Here is a 17,304-nt window from a genome sequence, read left to right as displayed (position 1 = left end):
CTCTTTTCAAAACCGTAAAATAGCCTCTCGTCTGTCACTCCGAAAAGGATGTAATCTGTACTATTGTCCCAAATTTTTAGTTTTAATACAAGAGCTAGACACCGCTTGCCAACACTTGCTTCCCCCCATCTTCCATAGTGATTCTTCACAACGTATATTCCGCTCGAATCCACGCCTTTTTTGGCAGAAAAGAGTTGACTATTCAATCTATTAGATTTATTTTTATTAGTAGATAGATTCATATTTTTTCCAATTCTATTAATTTATTAATCGATCAAGGCAAACCCTTCGAAAGACGGGGACGCAAAGCTATAGGGGCTTCGTGAGGATGAATCCTTCACATGCCAGCCAGTTGCCGATATAGAAGCTGTAGAGCGCGATCCTCGCTCGAACCGTCCTTCTTACTCGGTAAGAAGGATTTTTTGTTTTTGAAAAGTGGGTGTTTCAAGTTCCATAAGTTCAAAAAGGTCGGTTTTCAGGCAAAGTGCAAGACTTCCGATGAGCGTTTTTTCAAAATGCTTTCATTAAATGTGCTGGAGATTTTGAAGCGGAGCTATACGTGTTCGGAGAAAAATATCTTCGTAGGTGTTGGCTTGTGGTTTAAACGTTGAGCATCTGAGATGTTCCCATAGAAAAATATGACTTCGCAAATATATGCTTATGCTCGGCGGACTCGGCGAATTACTCAAAGCTCGCTGCTGAATCCATTTCCCGCTTCACTTCATGCTCGAAAGCGGACTTTTTGAACTACCTCGCGATTTTCATATTGCTCAGGGCAAACCCTTCGAAAGACGGGGGCGCAAAGCTACAGGGGCTACAGCGGATCTGCCGCCAAGCCAGCCAGCTGCCGATATGGAAGCGGATGAATACTTCATTCATTTCTTCCGACTCGGTGAATTATGCAAATTTTAAGAGATGAATGGAGGGATTATTATGAAGCTGGTCCGACGCATCCCGATCCTACTTCTTGCCTGTCTACTCATCGTTATGAGCTTCTCTGCCCCATTAAGCTATGCTCAAGGCGACACCAGCCTGCTTAAGGATATTGTTATATTGCCCCAGGGCAATTACGATAAGCTGGAAGCCGATAAAATGATGAATCATCTGGTACTGATCCCCGCTCCGCTATTGCAGGGTCTTAAGGATAAGCAAGTTCATATTAAGCTCGTTACCGGAAAAATTACCGATGAACCTGAATTTTCGCAATACAAGGGAGTCACCCCACGGGGATGGGAGAATACCGGCCTCACTTGGGACGACATTCCTGGCGTAAGCTCCAATATCGTTATTGCCAGAATCGGATACAGCGACAAAGGCAAAGGCCATAACGGGCAAAACCTGGAGCTGCACGAGACGTTCCACGCCATAGATCGCCTTGTACTGGGCAATATCAGCTCTTCCGCAAGTTTCACGGATATATGGAAAAAGGAAGCTGACATCGACTATAAGGGGGACGGCTATGTATCAGCGTACGCTACCGAATATTTTGCGGAAACCGCGACGCTGTATCTATATAGTGAGCAGACACAAGCCAGGCTTAAGCAGGACATGCCCTTAACCTATCAATTTATGAAGGACTTATTCTCCAAATATCAATAACCATGCCAAAGAGGCTCCCCAGCGGGAGCCTCTTCTTACGTTAATTCACTCATTTATTAGGGTTCAACTCTATGCGGTTTAAGCTGCTCCCAAGTCTCATAGCCGTCCGTATCCCGCGAATAATCATGGTTGTTCGTCGCTTCAATAACATCCTCGTAATACCAGCTCGAAGCCGGATTATCCGGCCACTTCTTGGCATTCTTATGGATTCCGGACTCCTTCACTTTACGATTCAATACACTATTGATGAAGGACATGGCCTCCGCTCTAGTAATATATTGGTTCGGTCTGAAGGTACCGTCCGTATATCCTTTAATCCAGCCTTTGTTGCCTGCCGAGAGGATGTATTTCTCTGCCCAATGTCCGCTAATATCCGTGAACAGTCCGCTCTCCCGCTCATCCAGCTTATCGAATCGGGCTGCAATCGCAGCAAATTCAGCTCTGGTAATGGCCTGACCCGGTCTGAAGGAGCCGTCCGGGTAACCCGTAATAATTCCGGCATTGGCCATCGTCGAGATATGCTTGTTAGACCAGCGTGTATCCTTCACATCGATATAGGAATTCGTTGTAGAGTAATAGTTCGCCCGGCTCTCGCCCTCCATCAGACGATAGAAGATCGCCGCCACTTCTTCGCGGCTGATATTGTTCTGCGGCTTCACCATACCGTCCGGATAGCCCTGGATATAATCGAAGTGATTCTCGGTGTCGAGCTTAGGCGGTACCGGTGGTAATGGAGGCACGGGTGGTGCTGGTGGCGGCGAAGGTGTTGTGTAGGAGCTGGACCCGCCTGGATTAGAACCGTTACCATCCGTAGAGTTTTTGGTATAGTAGAAAATATACTCTTGAGCATCGCCGTCTCCGATGTTATACGTATCGCTGTACTTAATCGGGGTATAACCAGATATGCTTACCGCCTTTAAGGTGAGTGTATCTCCTATCTTGCCCTTCTCTGTCGTCGGATTGGCAAGCTGACGATTGCTTCCCTTCTCAAGGTACTTCACGGTAACCGTGCGTTCAGCAGGCTCTGGGTCTACTTGTTTGTTATAGTAGAAAGTATACTCTTGCTCCAGATCCGCGTTAAACGTGTAAGCGGCGCTTTCTAGCTCGGGTACATACACCGCATCCGTTACAGTCGGAGCCTTGGGCAACAGAGTGATCTCCTTGCCTTCGCTGCCAAATACCGTATCCGCATCGGCTACTGGTGTTCCAGTCGCCCGATCAAGGTAATAAATCATAAGCTTCAAGTTCTCTTCAGGATCACTCTTTTTGTAATAAACCTCGTAGTCCTGAATTTCTGCATTTGTGATTGTATAGCTATGGTTAAGCTGAACCGGAACATACACCGCATCCGTTACCGTAATGTTCTCAGCCGTCCAAGTTAATGTATCTCCAACCTTGCCTGATTTGACCTCTGGGTCCTGCAATACAGCGTCCGTGCCTTCTTCAAGAAAGTGGATCGTTACTGCACGTTCCTCAATAGGTTGTTCATCTTGTGTATAGTAGAAAATGTACTCATTGGTTCCTGCCTGGAACGTATAAGTATCTTCCGTTTTCTCTGGAGTATAACCCGGAATGGTGGCCGCTGTTAATTTCACTGCTTCCCCTGTTTTTCCTGGTACGGAAGTGGATGGCGCTAACTCATTGCCGCTTCCCTTCTCCAGATACTTCACAGTTACGCTTTGCTCATCCGCTGTATAGTAGAAAATGTACTCATTGGTTCCTGCTTGGAACGTATAAGTGTCTTCCGTTTTCTCTGGAGTATAACCCGGAACGGTGGCCGCTGTTAAATTCACTGCTTCCCCTGTTTTTCCTGGTACGGAAGTGGATGGCGCTAACTCATTGCCGCTTCCCTTCTCCAGATACTTCACAGTTACGCTCTGCTCATCCGCTGTGTAATAGAAAATGTACTCATTGGTTCCTGCCTGGAACGTATAAGTGTCTTCCGTTTTCTCTGGAGTATAACCCGGAACGGTGGCCGCTGTTAATTTCACTGCTTCCCCTGTTTTTCCTGGTACGGAAGTGGATGGCGCTAACTCATTGCCGCTTCCCTTCTCCAGATACTTCACAGTTACGCTTTGCTCATCCGCTGTATAGTAGAAAATGTACTCATTGGTTCCTGCTTGGAACGTATAAGTGTCTTCCGTTTTCTCTGGAGTATAACCCGGAACGGTGACCGCTGTTAATTTCACTGCTTCCCCTGTTTTTCCTGGTACGGAAGTGGATGGCGCTAACTCATTGCCGCTTCCCTTCTCCAGATACTTCACAGTTACGCTTTGCTCATCCGCTGTGTAATAGAAAATATACTCATTATCATCCTTATTTTCTACCAAATAACTAAAGGTTGTCGGTTGCTCTGGTGTATAGCCTGGAATTTGCTTCGCTTCGAGATCAATATGCTCGCCGACGACAGCTTTTGGAATCACATCCGGATCGACGATCTCCGTGTTCGAATCGCGATCCACATATTTTACTGTCACCTGCTTCTCGATCACCTTCGCGTAACCGAACAGTACGATGTTCTCTGCGGTGGCTTTTACAGTCACGCTAGTCGGATTAACTCCAGCCTTGAGGCTATACCCGTCTACTTGTTTAGCCGGTACGGAAACCGGCTCACCTCCAACCGGGAATGTATCCTTGCCGCCTGCGGAATAGTGCTCAGAATACAACTGCTGCGCCAAGGCCGGACTCGCAACAACGTTGCCTGCTGCATCTACCGGCTTCCCATCCAGATTGACGGTGTAACCCTTAATGAGGATCTTCACCAGGCCAATTTTCACCTTAGGAACCTCAAATTCCTTCACAACATGCGTAGTACCATATACATTCGTGTAATCTATCGTCGTCTTTCCGTTTGTTGGATATAACGTATCTGTTACCGGGTTAGAAGATGGATCAATCACAACAACATAAGTTAATGTCGCCGGTTTGCCTTCAGAGACAGTGCCGATATTCCACTGGAATGTCTCTGTCGCCGGGTTCCAGACTACCTCTCCTTGGGAAGCAACGTAATCCGTACCGTTCAGCGCACCCGGCTGCAGATTGAACTTCTCCCCCATCGGATCTGTTACAACTGCATCTCTAGCTGCAAATTTAATATCGCTGGAGATGTCGGCGAAAACCTTCTGCAGATCATCACTGCTCGCAGAATAGTAGCCTCGGTTCTGACTGTTATTGAGTACATACTGAGCATTATTGTTGTTGCCTACTTCCAGGCCGATACTATAAATATCGATTCCTTGATTAAGAAGTAACTTAGCGTGGGAGATCGTCGGGAGCCCGTTGTCATTAACGCCGTATGAGCCGATGTTATAACTTGAGAACCAGGATAACCCGAAATCCTGTCCATTGCCTTTTACAGAGCTGAAATCAAATTTAGTAATGGCGAAATTATATTTGTTATTAGGCCAGTTGTATTTTTCGGCAGTCGTCCCCTTATAGCTAAAGGTAGGCTCGCCGTCGCTCAGCAGCACGATATACTTCTTATCCGCATGACTTTTCCCCAACAAATCTTCTGCTGCCTTTAGCCCTGCCTGAATATTTGTACCGTCCGATGCCTTGATCTTATCGATTTCCTTCTTGAAAGAATCTCTTCCAGAAGCATCTGTAAAATCAGACACCTGAGATGCCTTCCCCTCACTGAATGCGACCGCCGCCAAACGAATACCTGAATCATTCGTTAGCAGAGAATCTGCGAAGCTCTTGGCCGCTTCCTTGGCTTTCGTCAGACGTTGGCCGGTATTCATACTGCCCGATTTGTCGATGACGAGCACAATGTCTGTGCTGGTCTTCAACTGCTTGCCTTCCACGGTCAGTGTTACCTGCCATTCTCCAAAGTTGCCGGTAGGCGTCGCCGTCTTGTTTAAATGGATTGATCCCGGATTGGGCCAATTGGGATCATTGTTGCTACCATCGGCCCCCAACGCCATAGAGGGCATCCCTAATACAAGGGAGATCATACACAACCACGTAACAATTAATCGAATTCCGCTTTTCATAGCTCCTCCTCATTTTGTTATCTTCACTCCCAGGCTACTTTTCTGCATTAACCCCCCCCTCTTTTCAGGCACTAATACTTATCTTACGAAGGCTATCCACTGGGAATGCCTTCGCAACCAGGAAGAAAACAAAAAAAACCGGCTGCATCAACAATAAGCATTGTGAATGCAGCCGGACTGTCATTAGCCGGATCAGGTATTCTGATCAGAACCATTAGACTCCAAAGCTTTGCGACCTAACCTTTCGATTAGTGTGCCTAGATATGAAATATAAAAGAGGCCCTTGTTCTCTGGATGAAGAACAACGACCTCGGTGTGACATTAATATATTTCACATCTGGAACTGGAGTCAATCGCTAAAAAAGGTAAAAAAATACTAGTTTTGTCGAACGCGAATCACTAATTTTGTCTAATCACGGCTCCAAATCTTAGCGATCAGACGAAGCAACTCAAGATACAGCCAGACAAGCGTTACCATCAGACCAAAAGCTCCGTACCATTCCATGTACTTTGGAGCCCCATTTTGTGCACCGTTCTCGATAAAGTCAAAGTCCAGCACCAGATTCAGTGCCGCAATGATTACAATGACCACGGAAATTCCGATACCGATTGGCGTACTGTCATGCAAATAAGGAATTTGAATCCCGAACCACCGCAATACAATGCTCAGCAGGTAGAGCAGTGCGACGCCACCCGTTGCCGCAAATACACCGAGTTTGAAATTCTCTGTCGCTTTAATAATTCTTGTCTTGTACGCAAGCAGCAGAGCGAGGAAAACACCCATTGTCAGCAAGGCCGCCTGTAAAGTAATGCCGTAGTATAAAGTCTCGTATGTAGCTGAAATGGCTCCGAGGAAAAAGCCTTCACAAAGAGCGTAAATCGGTACTAAATAAGGAGAAATCGCTGGTTTAAAAGCAAGGATTATCGCAATAATAAGCCCGGCAACAGCCCCGCCGATAGCGAAAGGGACTACGTTCTTCCCGTCGAAGAACATCATCCACGTACTGAAGGCGCTGGCCAGCAAAATAATGAGCGTAATAAACGCCTTATTCACTGTGCCTCCAATTGTCATCCGATCTAAATCGCTAAATTGACCGGCTCTTTCAAAAGTCTTGTCATTTAGAGTAGGGTTACCGCTACGACCTATCAAGAATCAATCACCTCATCCATGAATTTGCTTATAGAAACGCACTTATATATTACCATAATACTCAAACTAGTCCCACAAAATCCCTACAATTTTGAAAAAAATAGCAGACACAAGCAAACCCTTTACCGGACTCCACTGATTCAAGCTAGGACGCTCTCGCCCCTGTTGCTCCATGGCTTTTCATCATCTTCTGCATGCCTTTTGTTGCCTTCACAGTGCCATCAGGCATCACCCAGAGCACCTCGACTCCATCCAGCGTCTTCACAAGAGCAGCGCTCTGTTCATATGGCAGCAGGAATACAACCGTCGACAAAAAATCAGCCAGACCGGAATCTTCGGTCATGACTGTTACCGCCCGATAATAATTTCCCGGCAGCAAGGTTTTCGGATCGATCAAATGGTGGTAGTTAACGCCATTCACCGTGTAATAACGCTGATAATCCCCGCTGCTGACGACAGAAGCGTCGCGGATAAATATCGTATCCAGCAGATTATCCTCTTCCATCGCGATGAATTTATTCGGATTCTGGATACCGACGCCCCAGCGCTGACGCACCCCATCCAGCGGTTTGCCTACGGAACGGATATTCCCACCGGCGCTGATCATGAAGGAGTTCATCCCCTGCGCTTTCATTTCCTGAGCCACCAATTCGGTTGCGAAGCCCTTAGCCACAGCACCGACATCCAGAGACATTTTCGCATCTGCCAAATAGACAGTGCTATTCGCCTCATCAATAATAACCTTACTGAAATCAATATGCTGCGCAGCCTGCTTCAGCTTCTCCATCGGCGGCAGCTTCGCCTGATCCGGGTTGGCAATCCCCGCTTCCCGATAGTCATGCCACAACTCCAGAACCGCCCCCATCGCAATATTGGTCTCCCCAACCTGGTCATACCACTGCTTGGAGAACTGAATCAAGTCGATGATCTCCTGGCTTACCTTAACAGGTTCACTCCCGGCCCGATCATTTATCGTCTTCACATTGTTCAGGCCTTCATAATTGTTGTAAATATCATATAACCGATGCAGCTCCAGGAACCGCTTATGGATTTGCTCCACGTATTGCTGGAATTGCTCCTCATTCTCTGTGTACGCAACAACCTGGGTCATCGTGTCAAAAGCATCGAAGAAACTGTCACTGTATTTGGGATATACTACTTCCAGTTGATCCGCCTTGGCTGTGCAGCCGGTCAATAACAAGGCCGCAAGCATAATCCCTACCCACCATTTTGTCTTTGCCACCACTCTGTACATAAATTCACCTCTTTAAGCGCCTCGTTGCCGAACTTCTCCAGTCATATCTCGGTTTTAAGCAAAACTCCCCCATAAGCATGGGGGAGTCCATATGGTTCGATGACTCATCAGGAACCTTATTATTTAGCGCTATCGAAGGATTCTACCAAGCCTGCGATATAGTCCTGAACACTGATCGTTACCGAAGAAGTCAGATCCGCTTCATCCGGCACTGCGGGATGAGCATCATCTTTTTGCTTCGTCTTCATGCCTTTGATCTCATCCACAGACTTGCCTACCATCCAATCGCCAAGCGCTCTCGCTTGCTCATACCATTCCTTGCCGATCGAGGAAGCCTTCTTCATGCCGTACTCATCATCAAGCTCTACCTTCGTCTTGATCTCCGCATTCTTATCAGATGTCACTTTACCGTTCTTGTCAAAGTTCACTTTGGTCTGTGCATTATCGATAATCGTACCCGCTACCTTGCCATCCTTATCGAAGGCTGTAGCTACCATGACCGTGTTCACCTCAGCTGCCGGAAGCACTTCTTGACCATCGCTCGTGGACAGCCCCTTGGACTTAGCCAGGGAAATGTTATGTCCAAGGCCAAATTTCTCGGCGCCGCCCTTCACATCAATCGCAGTATCGTATGCTTCAGCTACGGCCGCAATGAAATCAGATACGTTCATCGTTACAGTGGAAGCCAAATCCGCTTCATCCGGAACAGCCGGGTGATGATCGTCTTTTGCTTTGGTCTTCATAGCTTTAATCTCGTCAACACTCTTGCCTACCATCCAATCGCCAAGCGCTTTCGCTTGTTCGTACCACTCTTTGCCGATGGAGGATGCCTTTTTCATGCCATAATCTTCGCCAAGCTCTACCTTGGTCTTATTGTCGGCATTCAGATCAGTAGTCACTTGCAGATCTTTATCGTAGTCTACCTTCGATTGTGCATTATCGATCTCCACCTTAACTACCTTGCCGTCTTTATCAAATGCTGCTGCAACAATCGTTGTGTCCACTTGTGCAGTAGCCAGTGTATCGCCTTCCATATCCTTCGAGCTGCCAATAGATGTAATATGACCCAGACCAATCTTGGCAATTTGCCCTGAAGCTGCAGTATCTGCGTTATTTGTTGCTCCATTGTTCGTGGAAGCATTGTCGGTTGATTCATTAGATGCAGATTGGCCCGAATTAGCAGAATTTGAATTTGAGTTCTTGGAACCGCAGCCAGCCAGCATGGAGATAGCAACCATAGATACTAACAATGCATACATCATTTTCCTCATTTTCATGAAAGCCCCCTAAGATAGACATTTTTAAATTAAGTGAAATATTTCACTATATAGGTGAATTCTATCACAAACTTTTTTGGTATACAATACCTCTATTTCCTATTTGAAAAGTGAAAGCTCTGTGAACAACAAAAAACGACTATCTTCTGGATAGCCGTTGGATTGCAAGTATTTTAAATGGCCTGTTACAACAAAAACATAGCGACAATTGTAGTCACCCCAAGCCCGATCAAGACAGGCTTCAAATTGCGCCGTGCCAGCTCAAACGGGCTTACTCCGCAAATCGCTGCAGCCGGAATTAAGGCCCACGGAATCAGTGTCCCGCCTCCAACCCAGATCGCTGCAACTTGCCCTAATGCGGTCAAGGTGGCAGCCCCTGTATGGGTCGCTGCGGCAAATAATTGCGCCACGGAACCCGCCAGTGAGATTCCAGAGAATCCAGATCCATCCAGACCGGTAATGGCTCCGATGATCGTCAGCGTAATTGCACCTACAGCTCCGTTCAAAGGGACCACTCCTGCCAGCGCTACCCCGAGATCATTTACAATACCGTGGGAAGCCTCAGGCAACACCTGACCGAATAATTCCGTAAACGCCGAGTCGCCCAGATAGAAGAACGCTGCGATCGGGATCACCGGTCCAAATACCTTAAAGCCGAATACAAAGCCATCGATCAGATATGACGTTACCTTCTCCAATCCACGGTTGCGATGAGCCAGCAAAGTCACAACGATCAGGATGAATACAGCCGTACCGCCAACCAATGCTGTCGCATCTCCGCCCTGCAAATGGAGCAGGAACATTGCGAGAACGTCGATCAAGAACAGCAGTGGTATCGCAATCGCCAGTCCTTTCTTCACACCGGGAGAAACCACAGCTTGCTCCTCCTCTTCCTCCGCTGATACGCTAGGGGTCAGATTCTTGCCCGTCACCAGCCCGTCTCGCCACGTCCCACGCTTGAGATCTCTACGCATCATCCAGAATGCTGTAACGGTTGTGACCAGCCCCATCACGATAACAAGCGGGACACTCGCCTCCATCACGCTGGATACCGGCAGTCCGGCCGCGTCCGCCGTCAGCTTAGGCGCACCTTGAATAATATAGTCGCCTGACAGAGCAATACCGTGACCGAACAGATTCATGGCCATAGCGGCTCCAAGTGCTGGCAGACCGACCCGAACAGCTACCGGCAGCAGCACCGCACCGATGAGAGCGACCGCCGGAGAGGGCCAGAAGAACCAAGAGGTCACCATCATAATTAGACCGATCCCCCAGAAGGCTACCGCAGGCGTACGAATAAACCGGGTTAAAGGCGCTATCATCGTCTCATTAATCCCCGTCCGCATTAGCACCTGGCTCATCGCTACGATGATCGAGATAATCATGATCGTTCCAAGCAGTTCTCTCGTTGCGTATACAAATGAATTAAAGACTCCCGTTACTGAGCCGCTGAGAGTCTCTGTGGCGATTAAGCCTAATACAAAGATGCCCGCTACGCAGATCATCGTCGTATCACGGCGTCTGATCAACAGCGTCATAATGAATACAATAAAAGCCAGATACACATAATGGATTGCCGTTAAATGAATTCCCATTCCAGGCACACCCTTTCCCCCGATAAAAAGTGGTGCTATATGCTATGCATAAGCCTGGGCTTGTGTTCAGGCGGCTTGGGAACTCACTCTTTGGAACCCGTTATATGGAATGGCTGTCCATCATCATAAAATCAAGACAGGCGATAAGTGGCAAACGGTTCACTGTAGCGGCTTGTCCGGCTCAAATGGTCCAGTTTCTCTATGAGCTCCGGGTTTAGCTCAATCTCCAGACTGCGGAGATTTTCCCTAAGCTGCTCCTGACGGGTGGCGCCTACAATAGCCGTGCTTACAACGGGCTGGTCCATCAGCCAGGCTAGAGAAAGACCGCTAGCTGTATATCCGTATTCAACTGCCAGCTGGTTCACTTGATCGGCAAGTGTCAACGTTCGCTCATTAATGAAGCGATTGAAGCTTGGGTCTTTATCCGCACGGGAATCTGCCGGGACTTTGTCCGATAAGCTGTATTTCCCGCTAAGAATCCCGCCTGCAAGCGGGAAATATGGAATAATGCCAACGCCCTGATCCAGACATAGCGGTACCATCTCCTGCTCCGGAGTTCGATCAGCTAAGGAATAGCTCACCTGCAGGGATACGAAGCGGTTCAGCCCCTTCAGCTCACTGAGGCCAAGCGCCTTCATCAGCTCCCATGCGGCATAGTTGGAAGCCCCGATATAGCGAACCTTACCCGCACGCACCATATCGTCCAAAGTGCGCAGCGTCTCCTCAAGCGGCGTGTTCGGATCAAAAGTATGAATCTGATACAGATCGATATAATCGGTATTAAGGCGCTTCAGGCTGCCTTCCAGCTCCTGCTGCAAATGATACCGCGAGGAGCCGCGCTGATTCGGCCCTTCCCCTCTCACCAATCCGGCCTTCGTAGCCAGAACGACCCGCTGTCTTTTGCCGACCAGAGCTTGTCCAATAATCCGCTCCGACTTGGTTCCAGCGTAGATATTCGCCGTATCTATAAAGTTAATCCCGCTGTCCAGCGCCTCCTCCATAATGCGAATTGAGGTGGATTCGTCGGCCCTTTTACCAAACGAATTCGTCCCCAGCCCCATCGCTGATACTTCCAGCCCGCTATTTCCGAGTCTACGATACTTCATACTACGTCAGCTCCTTTGCCCTAGATTTAGCACTAATTAGCACTATAATATGATATGGCGATTTCGTCCGCCCTTATCCCCAGCATAACATATCCGATATATAGTTCCAGGCATGGCGAGCACCCGATCATATAAGGGTTCTTCCCCTTCATTTATAACCCTTCAACTTTTAAATAATTATTGACATCCATCACTCAGAACTATATGATTTATATCAATCCGCGAATGATAATCATTATCATTTAAAACAGTTAAAGGGAGTTTAATAAGATGAAAAAAATTTTCCTACCTATAATACTGCTCTGCGTTCTGCTGGTCAGCGCCTGTGGCAACCAACCTAGTCAAAGTGGCGCAGGAGAAAATGCAAATAAAACCGCTAACCAGACAGAGAACAGTTCCAAGGATACGATCACCTATCAATCGGAGGATGGCCCCATCGAAGTTCCAGCGAATCCGCAGCGCGTGATCGTGCTATCGTCTTATACCGGTGATGTGCTGGCCCTGGGTGTCAATCTGGTAGGGGTCGATTCCTGGTCCAAAATGAATCCAAACTTCAAGGATAAATTGGAGAACGCTGCCGAGGTGTCGGATGAGAATCTGGAGAAGATTATTGAGGTTAATCCGGACCTGATCATCGGCCTGTCCAACACTAAAAATCTGGATAAGCTGAAGGAGATTGCTCCCACAGTTACCTACACCTATGGCAAGCTGGACTACTTAACACAGATCCTGGAGATCGGCAAATTGCTTAACAAAGAGAAGGAAGCTGAGTCCTGGGTCAACGACTTCAAGCAGCGTGCGGAAAAAGCAGGCGACGAGATCAGAGTGAAGATCGGCGAGGATGCAACGGTCTCTGTATTCGAGAATTTTGACAAGCAAATTTATGTTTTTGGGGACAATTGGGCACGGGGCACAGAAATTCTGTACCAAGCCATGAAGCTGAAAATGCCGGAAAAAGTGAAGGAAGCCGCATTGAAAGACGGATATTACGCGTTATCGCTGGAAGTCTTGCCGGAATATGCCGGGGACTATATCATATTAAGTAAAAATAGCGAGACCGATAATTCCTTCTTGGACACGGATACGTACAAGAACATCCCGGCAGTCAAGAACAACCGTGTCTTCGTAGCCGATGCGCAAAACTTCTATTTCAACGATGCGCTCACCCTGGATTATCAGCTCGACTTCTTTATTAAGCATTTCCTTGGAAAATAAGCCAATTTATAAGAAAATGAGAGACTAACCACATGATCAGATCAAATTCTCGTTCCATATCATTTCTATTTAAATTGATAGCTGGATGCATATTATTAGTACTCATATTTGCTGTTGCTATGGCATTCGGAGCGGCCAACACACCGCTTCGGGATGTATGGCTGGCCTTGACTTCCCACGCAAGTGGGGAGTCTATTTCCATCATCCGTGAAATCCGTCTGCCACGGGAGATCGGAGCTATGGTTGTAGGCGCTGCCTTGGCGATATCCGGTGCGATGATGCAGGGCATTACAAGGAACCCGCTGGCCGATCCCGGTTTGCTTGGCCTGACGTCAGGGGCCAACGCCGCATTGGCCATCACATTGGCCTTTATTCCGGCGGCAAATTACTTCGGGATTATGATTGCCTGCTTCATCGGCGCCGCTCTGGGCGCTACGTTTGTGCTGGGCATCGGAGCCATCAAGAAAGGCGGTCTGTCGCCGCTGCGCCTCGTCCTAGCCGGCTCGGCCGTATCAGCTTTCCTATATGCAATCGCTGAAGGCGTGGGCATCTATTTCAAAATCTCCAAGGATGTCTCCATGTGGACCTCCGGTGGGGTGATCGGCACAACCTGGGGGCAGCTGCAGGTCATCGTCCCTTTCATTATCGTCGGCATTATTCTGTCCCTGCTCTTCTCCAAGCAGCTCACCGTGATGAGCCTTAGCGAAGAAGTTGCTGTTGGCTTGGGGCAACGCACAGCGCTAATCAAGGTGCTAATGATTGTTCTTATTATCATTCTCGCCGGTGCCTCGGTGGCACTGGTAGGGAACCTGGCTTTTATCGGATTGATGGTACCGCATTTGATCCGCGGCATTGTCGGAACCGATTACCGTTACATATTGCCGATGTCCGGTATAGGCGGCGCGGCGTTTATGCTGATCGCGGATACGCTCGGCCGCACGATCAACGCTCCCTATGAAACACCGGTAGCAGCGATCGTCGCCATGATAGGCCTGCCATTCTTCTTGTATATCGTACGCAAAGGGGGTAAAGGCTTATCATGAACCACCACATCGCAGTCAGAAGGCAGCGCCGGATCGTTGGCATCCTGGTTCTGCTCATTATCGCAACCATTGTTATCGGCATGGGGATGGGTTATTCCTCCTTGTCTTATAATCGGCTCCTGCCTACCTTATTCGGACAAGGAACGTTCAAGGAAGAATTCGTCTTATTCTCTGTACGTCTGCCGCGTATTGTCATTACCATGCTTTCCGGAATGGCACTGGCGCTGTCAGGAGCTATTTTGCAGAGCGTATCGCGCAATGATCTGGCAGACCCCGGAATCCTCGGCATTAACTCCGGAGCCGGCGTTGCCATTGCGGTCTTCTTCTTGTTCTTCCCGATTGATGCAGGCTCATTTATCTATTTACTGCCTGTGGTCGCCTTTTGCGGGGCTGTAATTACAGCCGTTTTGATCTATATCTTCTCTTATAGCCGGACGGAAGGACTCCAGCCGACCCGTCTTGTATTAACGGGGGTTGGGTTCGCCATGGCGCTATCCGGGATTATGATCGTACTGATCTCCTCGGCGGAACGTTCCAAGGTTGATTTTATCGCCAAATGGATCGCTGGGAATGTATGGGGCACCGACTGGCCCTTCATCTTAGCGATGCTGCCGTGGCTGATCATTCTCGTTCCGTTCGCCTTCTATAAGGCGAATCGCATGAACCTGCTGACGTTGGATGAGCACGTCACAATCGGTGTCGGGGTAGCCGTGGAGAGAGAAAGGCTTGGCCTGCTGCTGGCAGCTGTTGCCCTGGCCGCCTCGGCGGTCTCTGTAACCGGAGGTATCTCCTTCGTCGGCCTGATGGCGCCACATATCGCCAAAGCTCTTGTTGGGCCAAGGCATCAGCTATTCCTGCCTGTCGCCGTATTAACCGGAGGATGGATGCTGCTGCTGGCGGACACGATTGGCCGTAATCTCGCTGATCCGAGCGGCATTCCCGTCGGGATTGTCATCTCCTTCATCGGTGCACCTTACTTCGTATATCTGCTTTTAAAGAAATAAATCACGACACAGTCTATAATATAAAGCCTCATCACCCACACAAGTGGAGGATGAGGCTTTCCACTTATCGGCAGCAAAAAACCTGCAGGTTCCTAGGCCCTGCAGGCTGAACAGATAACGATTAGCGTTCTGAAAGTCTCTATTGCTGATTCAGTTTAGCAAGTCTACTCTTCTCATCAGCCAGCATCTCTTCGGCCATTTCGACCCCTTGGGGCCCTAGTGAACGGTTCACCTGCTGAATGGATTGCTCAGCATGATCAAAGCTGTTCTGCGCTTGTTCTACAGTTTGTTCATTGGGATGGCTTAGCGCTTGAGATACGGCATTGTGCAGCTTGTTAACGGAATTTTGCGCACGAGCTACAGTGCTGTCTGCTTGCAGACTGGAATCGTAACGTTTCATGAATGAGATACTCTCCCTTCTGAAATGTCTCTGTTCCCCATTAGCATGTTGTATCTCCATGCTTCTTATACCTCCCCTGCCCGGCCTATGGCGTCCGAAATTCAGCCTGACAGCTTCTATCTGAATCTGAATATATCCCGATGTGCCCTCGTAGGCTTGCAGAACAATGGGAAAATCAAAGAGATCGCAAGCGCTGCAATGACCATAATCGTGCCTGCCATCCCCAATGTCATCAAATAGTAGACAAGATAGCAGATCGGCGTTAGCAGCACGAACCCAGGTACAGCAAACAAAGTGGATAGCCAGTTCCTGGCCTCTTCCTCCATAAAGAAGAACAAATTAAGACCCATAAGGCTGAAAACCAGCGGCCACGTGAAGACATAGCTGCCTCCCGGTAGAGAAATACTCGTTCCTATACATAACAGGAGCCATAACGCCAACACACCTAACCATATATTTTCCGAGCGGATAAACCGGGAACCTGCTCTAACAATTAAAATAGCCAGCAACAGGGTAACCAGCAGCGATCCTGCCAAATAGTACACACTGACCTTTGGGTCCATTAAAATTCTCTCGTATCCTTCCTCTGAGATTCCGGAACGGAGCAATCGCCATAGCAAGGTATTAATGCCATATACGGCGACCATGGTAAGCAGACTGATGCCTAATCCGCCAAATAATCCCTTCCAGTGAATTCGCCGGGTATATAGGCCATGCCATAAGGTTGCCATGAACAGCAGCACGGCGAAGCCAGTGAACCAGGGGATCCAGGACTTCGAATAACTGATCATACTCCAGCCGATGGTATTAAAATAGACCCGATCCTGCTGTTGTACCTGATTCAGATCAAGATTACCAAAATGCCGGGCCAAACTTAACATATATTCGCCTTGGTGCTGCAAGCTGGACGGATCCAGATTAGCGGCTGTATCCAGCTCAGTGTGATAAGCGTTCAAACCGACCCCGAACGCAAAGTTCAAGCCAGGCATCCCGCCGTCCTTGAATATCGTTAAATCTGTATCATTCGGCATCAACTTATACAAGTTATAGATGAGCGAATAGGCTACCGGACTCGGAGCAGCTTGAGTAAACTCCCGAATGATCCAGCCGTTCTGATCGCTGGTCTCGAACATAAATGAAGGGCCTTTGTTGCCGCGCGCCTCGAAATTTAATACCAGGCCTATATCACGGGCCCATGAATGCTCGCTCACGAATGCCTTGGCTCCTAGCATCCCGTTCTCTTCACCATCTGTCATAAGCAGAATCAGATCATTCTTCAGAGGGCCAAATGCCTGGAGCGCTCTTGCTGTCTCAAGCATAGCGGCAACTCCTGAACCATCATCTGCCGCTCCTGGTGCTGTCGCAACGGAGTCATAATGAGCTGCCAGCATGAGCGGCTTGCTCGAATCGGTTCCAGGAATGCGGACGACGATATTCTCGAGCTTGCCTGAATATCGCTTGGACACGCCTGGTGCAACATCTGCCTCCTGAATTTCCGGATGCAGACCAAGGTTTTCCAGCTCCGCGATAATATAATCACGCACCTGAGCATGTGCAGAGGAACCCGAAGGGTGTGGTTCTCTGGCAATCATCTCTACCTTCTCCATCGCCCGTGCAGAGGAGAAAGATTCAGGCGGAGCATCGATCCCGGCCGGACGCGGGGAT

The 17,304-nt window shown here is 48.5% G+C and carries 12 protein-coding genes and 3 riboswitches; of the genes, 4 read left to right on the top strand and 8 right to left on the bottom strand.

Translation table 11 applies throughout. The features are described from left to right. The first annotated feature begins 268 nt into the window (after positions 1-268). Positions 269-360: riboswitch (cyclic di-GMP riboswitch) on the top strand. Positions 361-764: 404 nt separating this feature from the next. After that, positions 765-852: riboswitch (cyclic di-GMP riboswitch) on the top strand. A gap of 81 nt (positions 853-933) precedes the next feature. Next, complete coding sequence (locus BN1360_RS04830; RefSeq protein WP_068778763.1) at positions 934-1,599, top strand: anthrax toxin lethal factor-related metalloendopeptidase; 666 nt, start codon at positions 934-936, stop codon at positions 1,597-1,599. Positions 1,600-1,655: 56 nt separating this feature from the next. On the opposite strand, the gene BN1360_RS04825 is transcribed toward BN1360_RS04830, so the two are convergent. The 6 genes from BN1360_RS04825 to BN1360_RS04800 all read right to left on the bottom strand — a co-directional run bounded on the left by BN1360_RS04825 (position 1,656) and on the right by BN1360_RS04800 (position 11,977). Further along, the gene (locus BN1360_RS04825) at positions 1,656-5,594 is read right to left on the bottom strand and encodes a MucBP domain-containing protein (RefSeq protein WP_068778762.1); all 3,939 of its coding nucleotides are present in this window, start codon (positions 5,592-5,594) and stop codon (positions 1,656-1,658) included. Positions 5,595-5,758: 164 nt separating this feature from the next. After that, positions 5,759-5,862, bottom strand: a riboswitch (cyclic di-GMP riboswitch). A gap of 141 nt (positions 5,863-6,003) precedes the next feature. Beyond that, positions 6,004-6,744, bottom strand: a complete 741-nt coding sequence (locus BN1360_RS04820) for a Bax inhibitor-1/YccA family protein (RefSeq protein WP_068778761.1) — start codon at positions 6,742-6,744, stop codon at positions 6,004-6,006. A 145-nt stretch (positions 6,745-6,889) separates the two neighbouring features. Continuing rightward, positions 6,890-7,999 (bottom strand): FAD:protein FMN transferase, encoded by a 1,110-nt coding sequence (locus BN1360_RS04815; protein ID WP_068778760.1) that lies wholly within the window; start codon positions 7,997-7,999, stop codon positions 6,890-6,892. 119 nt (positions 8,000-8,118) lie between these two features. Further along, positions 8,119-9,276, bottom strand: a complete 1,158-nt coding sequence (locus tag BN1360_RS04810) for a hypothetical protein (protein ID WP_068778759.1) — start codon at positions 9,274-9,276, stop codon at positions 8,119-8,121. Between the two features lie 185 nt (positions 9,277-9,461). Further along, entirely contained in the window at positions 9,462-10,871 is a 1,410-nt protein-coding gene (locus tag BN1360_RS04805; protein ID WP_068778758.1) for a hypothetical protein, read from the bottom strand. 131 nt (positions 10,872-11,002) lie between these two features. Next, on the bottom strand, positions 11,003-11,977 hold the full coding sequence (locus BN1360_RS04800) for an aldo/keto reductase (protein WP_068778757.1): 975 nt from the start codon (positions 11,975-11,977) through the stop codon (positions 11,003-11,005). Between the two features lie 270 nt (positions 11,978-12,247). Here BN1360_RS04800 and BN1360_RS04795 point away from each other — a divergent pair, with 270 nt between their 5' ends. From BN1360_RS04795 to BN1360_RS04785, 3 genes are read left to right on the top strand one after another with little or no spacing between them, the layout of a single operon-like run. Continuing rightward, on the top strand, positions 12,248-13,192 hold the full coding sequence (locus tag BN1360_RS04795) for an iron-hydroxamate ABC transporter substrate-binding protein (protein WP_068778756.1): 945 nt from the start codon (positions 12,248-12,250) through the stop codon (positions 13,190-13,192). Between the two features lie 32 nt (positions 13,193-13,224). Continuing rightward, the gene (locus BN1360_RS04790; RefSeq protein ID WP_068778755.1) at positions 13,225-14,235 is read left to right on the top strand and encodes a FecCD family ABC transporter permease; all 1,011 of its coding nucleotides are present in this window, start codon (positions 13,225-13,227) and stop codon (positions 14,233-14,235) included. Then, positions 14,232-15,239, top strand: coding sequence for a FecCD family ABC transporter permease (locus tag BN1360_RS04785; protein ID WP_068778754.1), 1,008 nt, complete (start codon positions 14,232-14,234; stop codon positions 15,237-15,239). The genes BN1360_RS04790 and BN1360_RS04785 overlap by 4 nt, the downstream gene beginning before the upstream one ends. Positions 15,240-15,378: 139 nt before the next feature. Here BN1360_RS04785 and BN1360_RS04780 read toward each other — a convergent pair whose 3' ends face one another. After that, positions 15,379-15,639, bottom strand: coding sequence for a hypothetical protein (locus BN1360_RS04780; RefSeq protein WP_068778895.1), 261 nt, complete (start codon positions 15,637-15,639; stop codon positions 15,379-15,381). 116 nt (positions 15,640-15,755) lie between these two features. Further along, positions 15,756-17,304: M20/M25/M40 family metallo-hydrolase (locus BN1360_RS04775; RefSeq protein WP_068778753.1), on the bottom strand; the 1,549-nt coding region annotated here is incomplete at its 5' end.

Origin of the sequence: Paenibacillus sp. GM2, from assembly GCF_900069005.2 — a bacterium.
Classification (GTDB): domain Bacteria; phylum Bacillota; class Bacilli; order Paenibacillales; family Paenibacillaceae; genus Fontibacillus.
The sequence above is the reverse complement of the archived record's forward strand: the minus strand, read 5'-3'. Positions and strand labels throughout refer to the sequence as shown.

Coding starts and splice junctions, on each gene's coding strand:
- BN1360_RS04830 (WP_068778763.1), top strand. CDS start 934: ATGAAGCTGGTCCGACGCATCCCGATCCTACTTCTTGCCTGTCTACTC.
- BN1360_RS04825 (WP_068778762.1), bottom strand. CDS start 5,594: ATGAAAAGCGGAATTCGATTAATTGTTACGTGGTTGTGTATGATCTCC.
- BN1360_RS04815 (WP_068778760.1), bottom strand. CDS start 7,999: ATGTACAGAGTGGTGGCAAAGACAAAATGGTGGGTAGGGATTATGCTT.
- BN1360_RS04810 (WP_068778759.1), bottom strand. CDS start 9,276: ATGAAAATGAGGAAAATGATGTATGCATTGTTAGTATCTATGGTTGCT.
- BN1360_RS04805 (WP_068778758.1), bottom strand. CDS start 10,871: ATGGGAATTCATTTAACGGCAATCCATTATGTGTATCTGGCTTTTATT.
- BN1360_RS04800 (WP_068778757.1), bottom strand. CDS start 11,977: ATGAAGTATCGTAGACTCGGAAATAGCGGGCTGGAAGTATCAGCGATG.
- BN1360_RS04795 (WP_068778756.1), top strand. CDS start 12,248: ATGAAAAAAATTTTCCTACCTATAATACTGCTCTGCGTTCTGCTGGTC.
- BN1360_RS04790 (WP_068778755.1), top strand. CDS start 13,225: ATGATCAGATCAAATTCTCGTTCCATATCATTTCTATTTAAATTGATA.
- BN1360_RS04785 (WP_068778754.1), top strand. CDS start 14,232: ATGAACCACCACATCGCAGTCAGAAGGCAGCGCCGGATCGTTGGCATC.
- BN1360_RS04780 (WP_068778895.1), bottom strand. CDS start 15,639: ATGAAACGTTACGATTCCAGTCTGCAAGCAGACAGCACTGTAGCTCGT.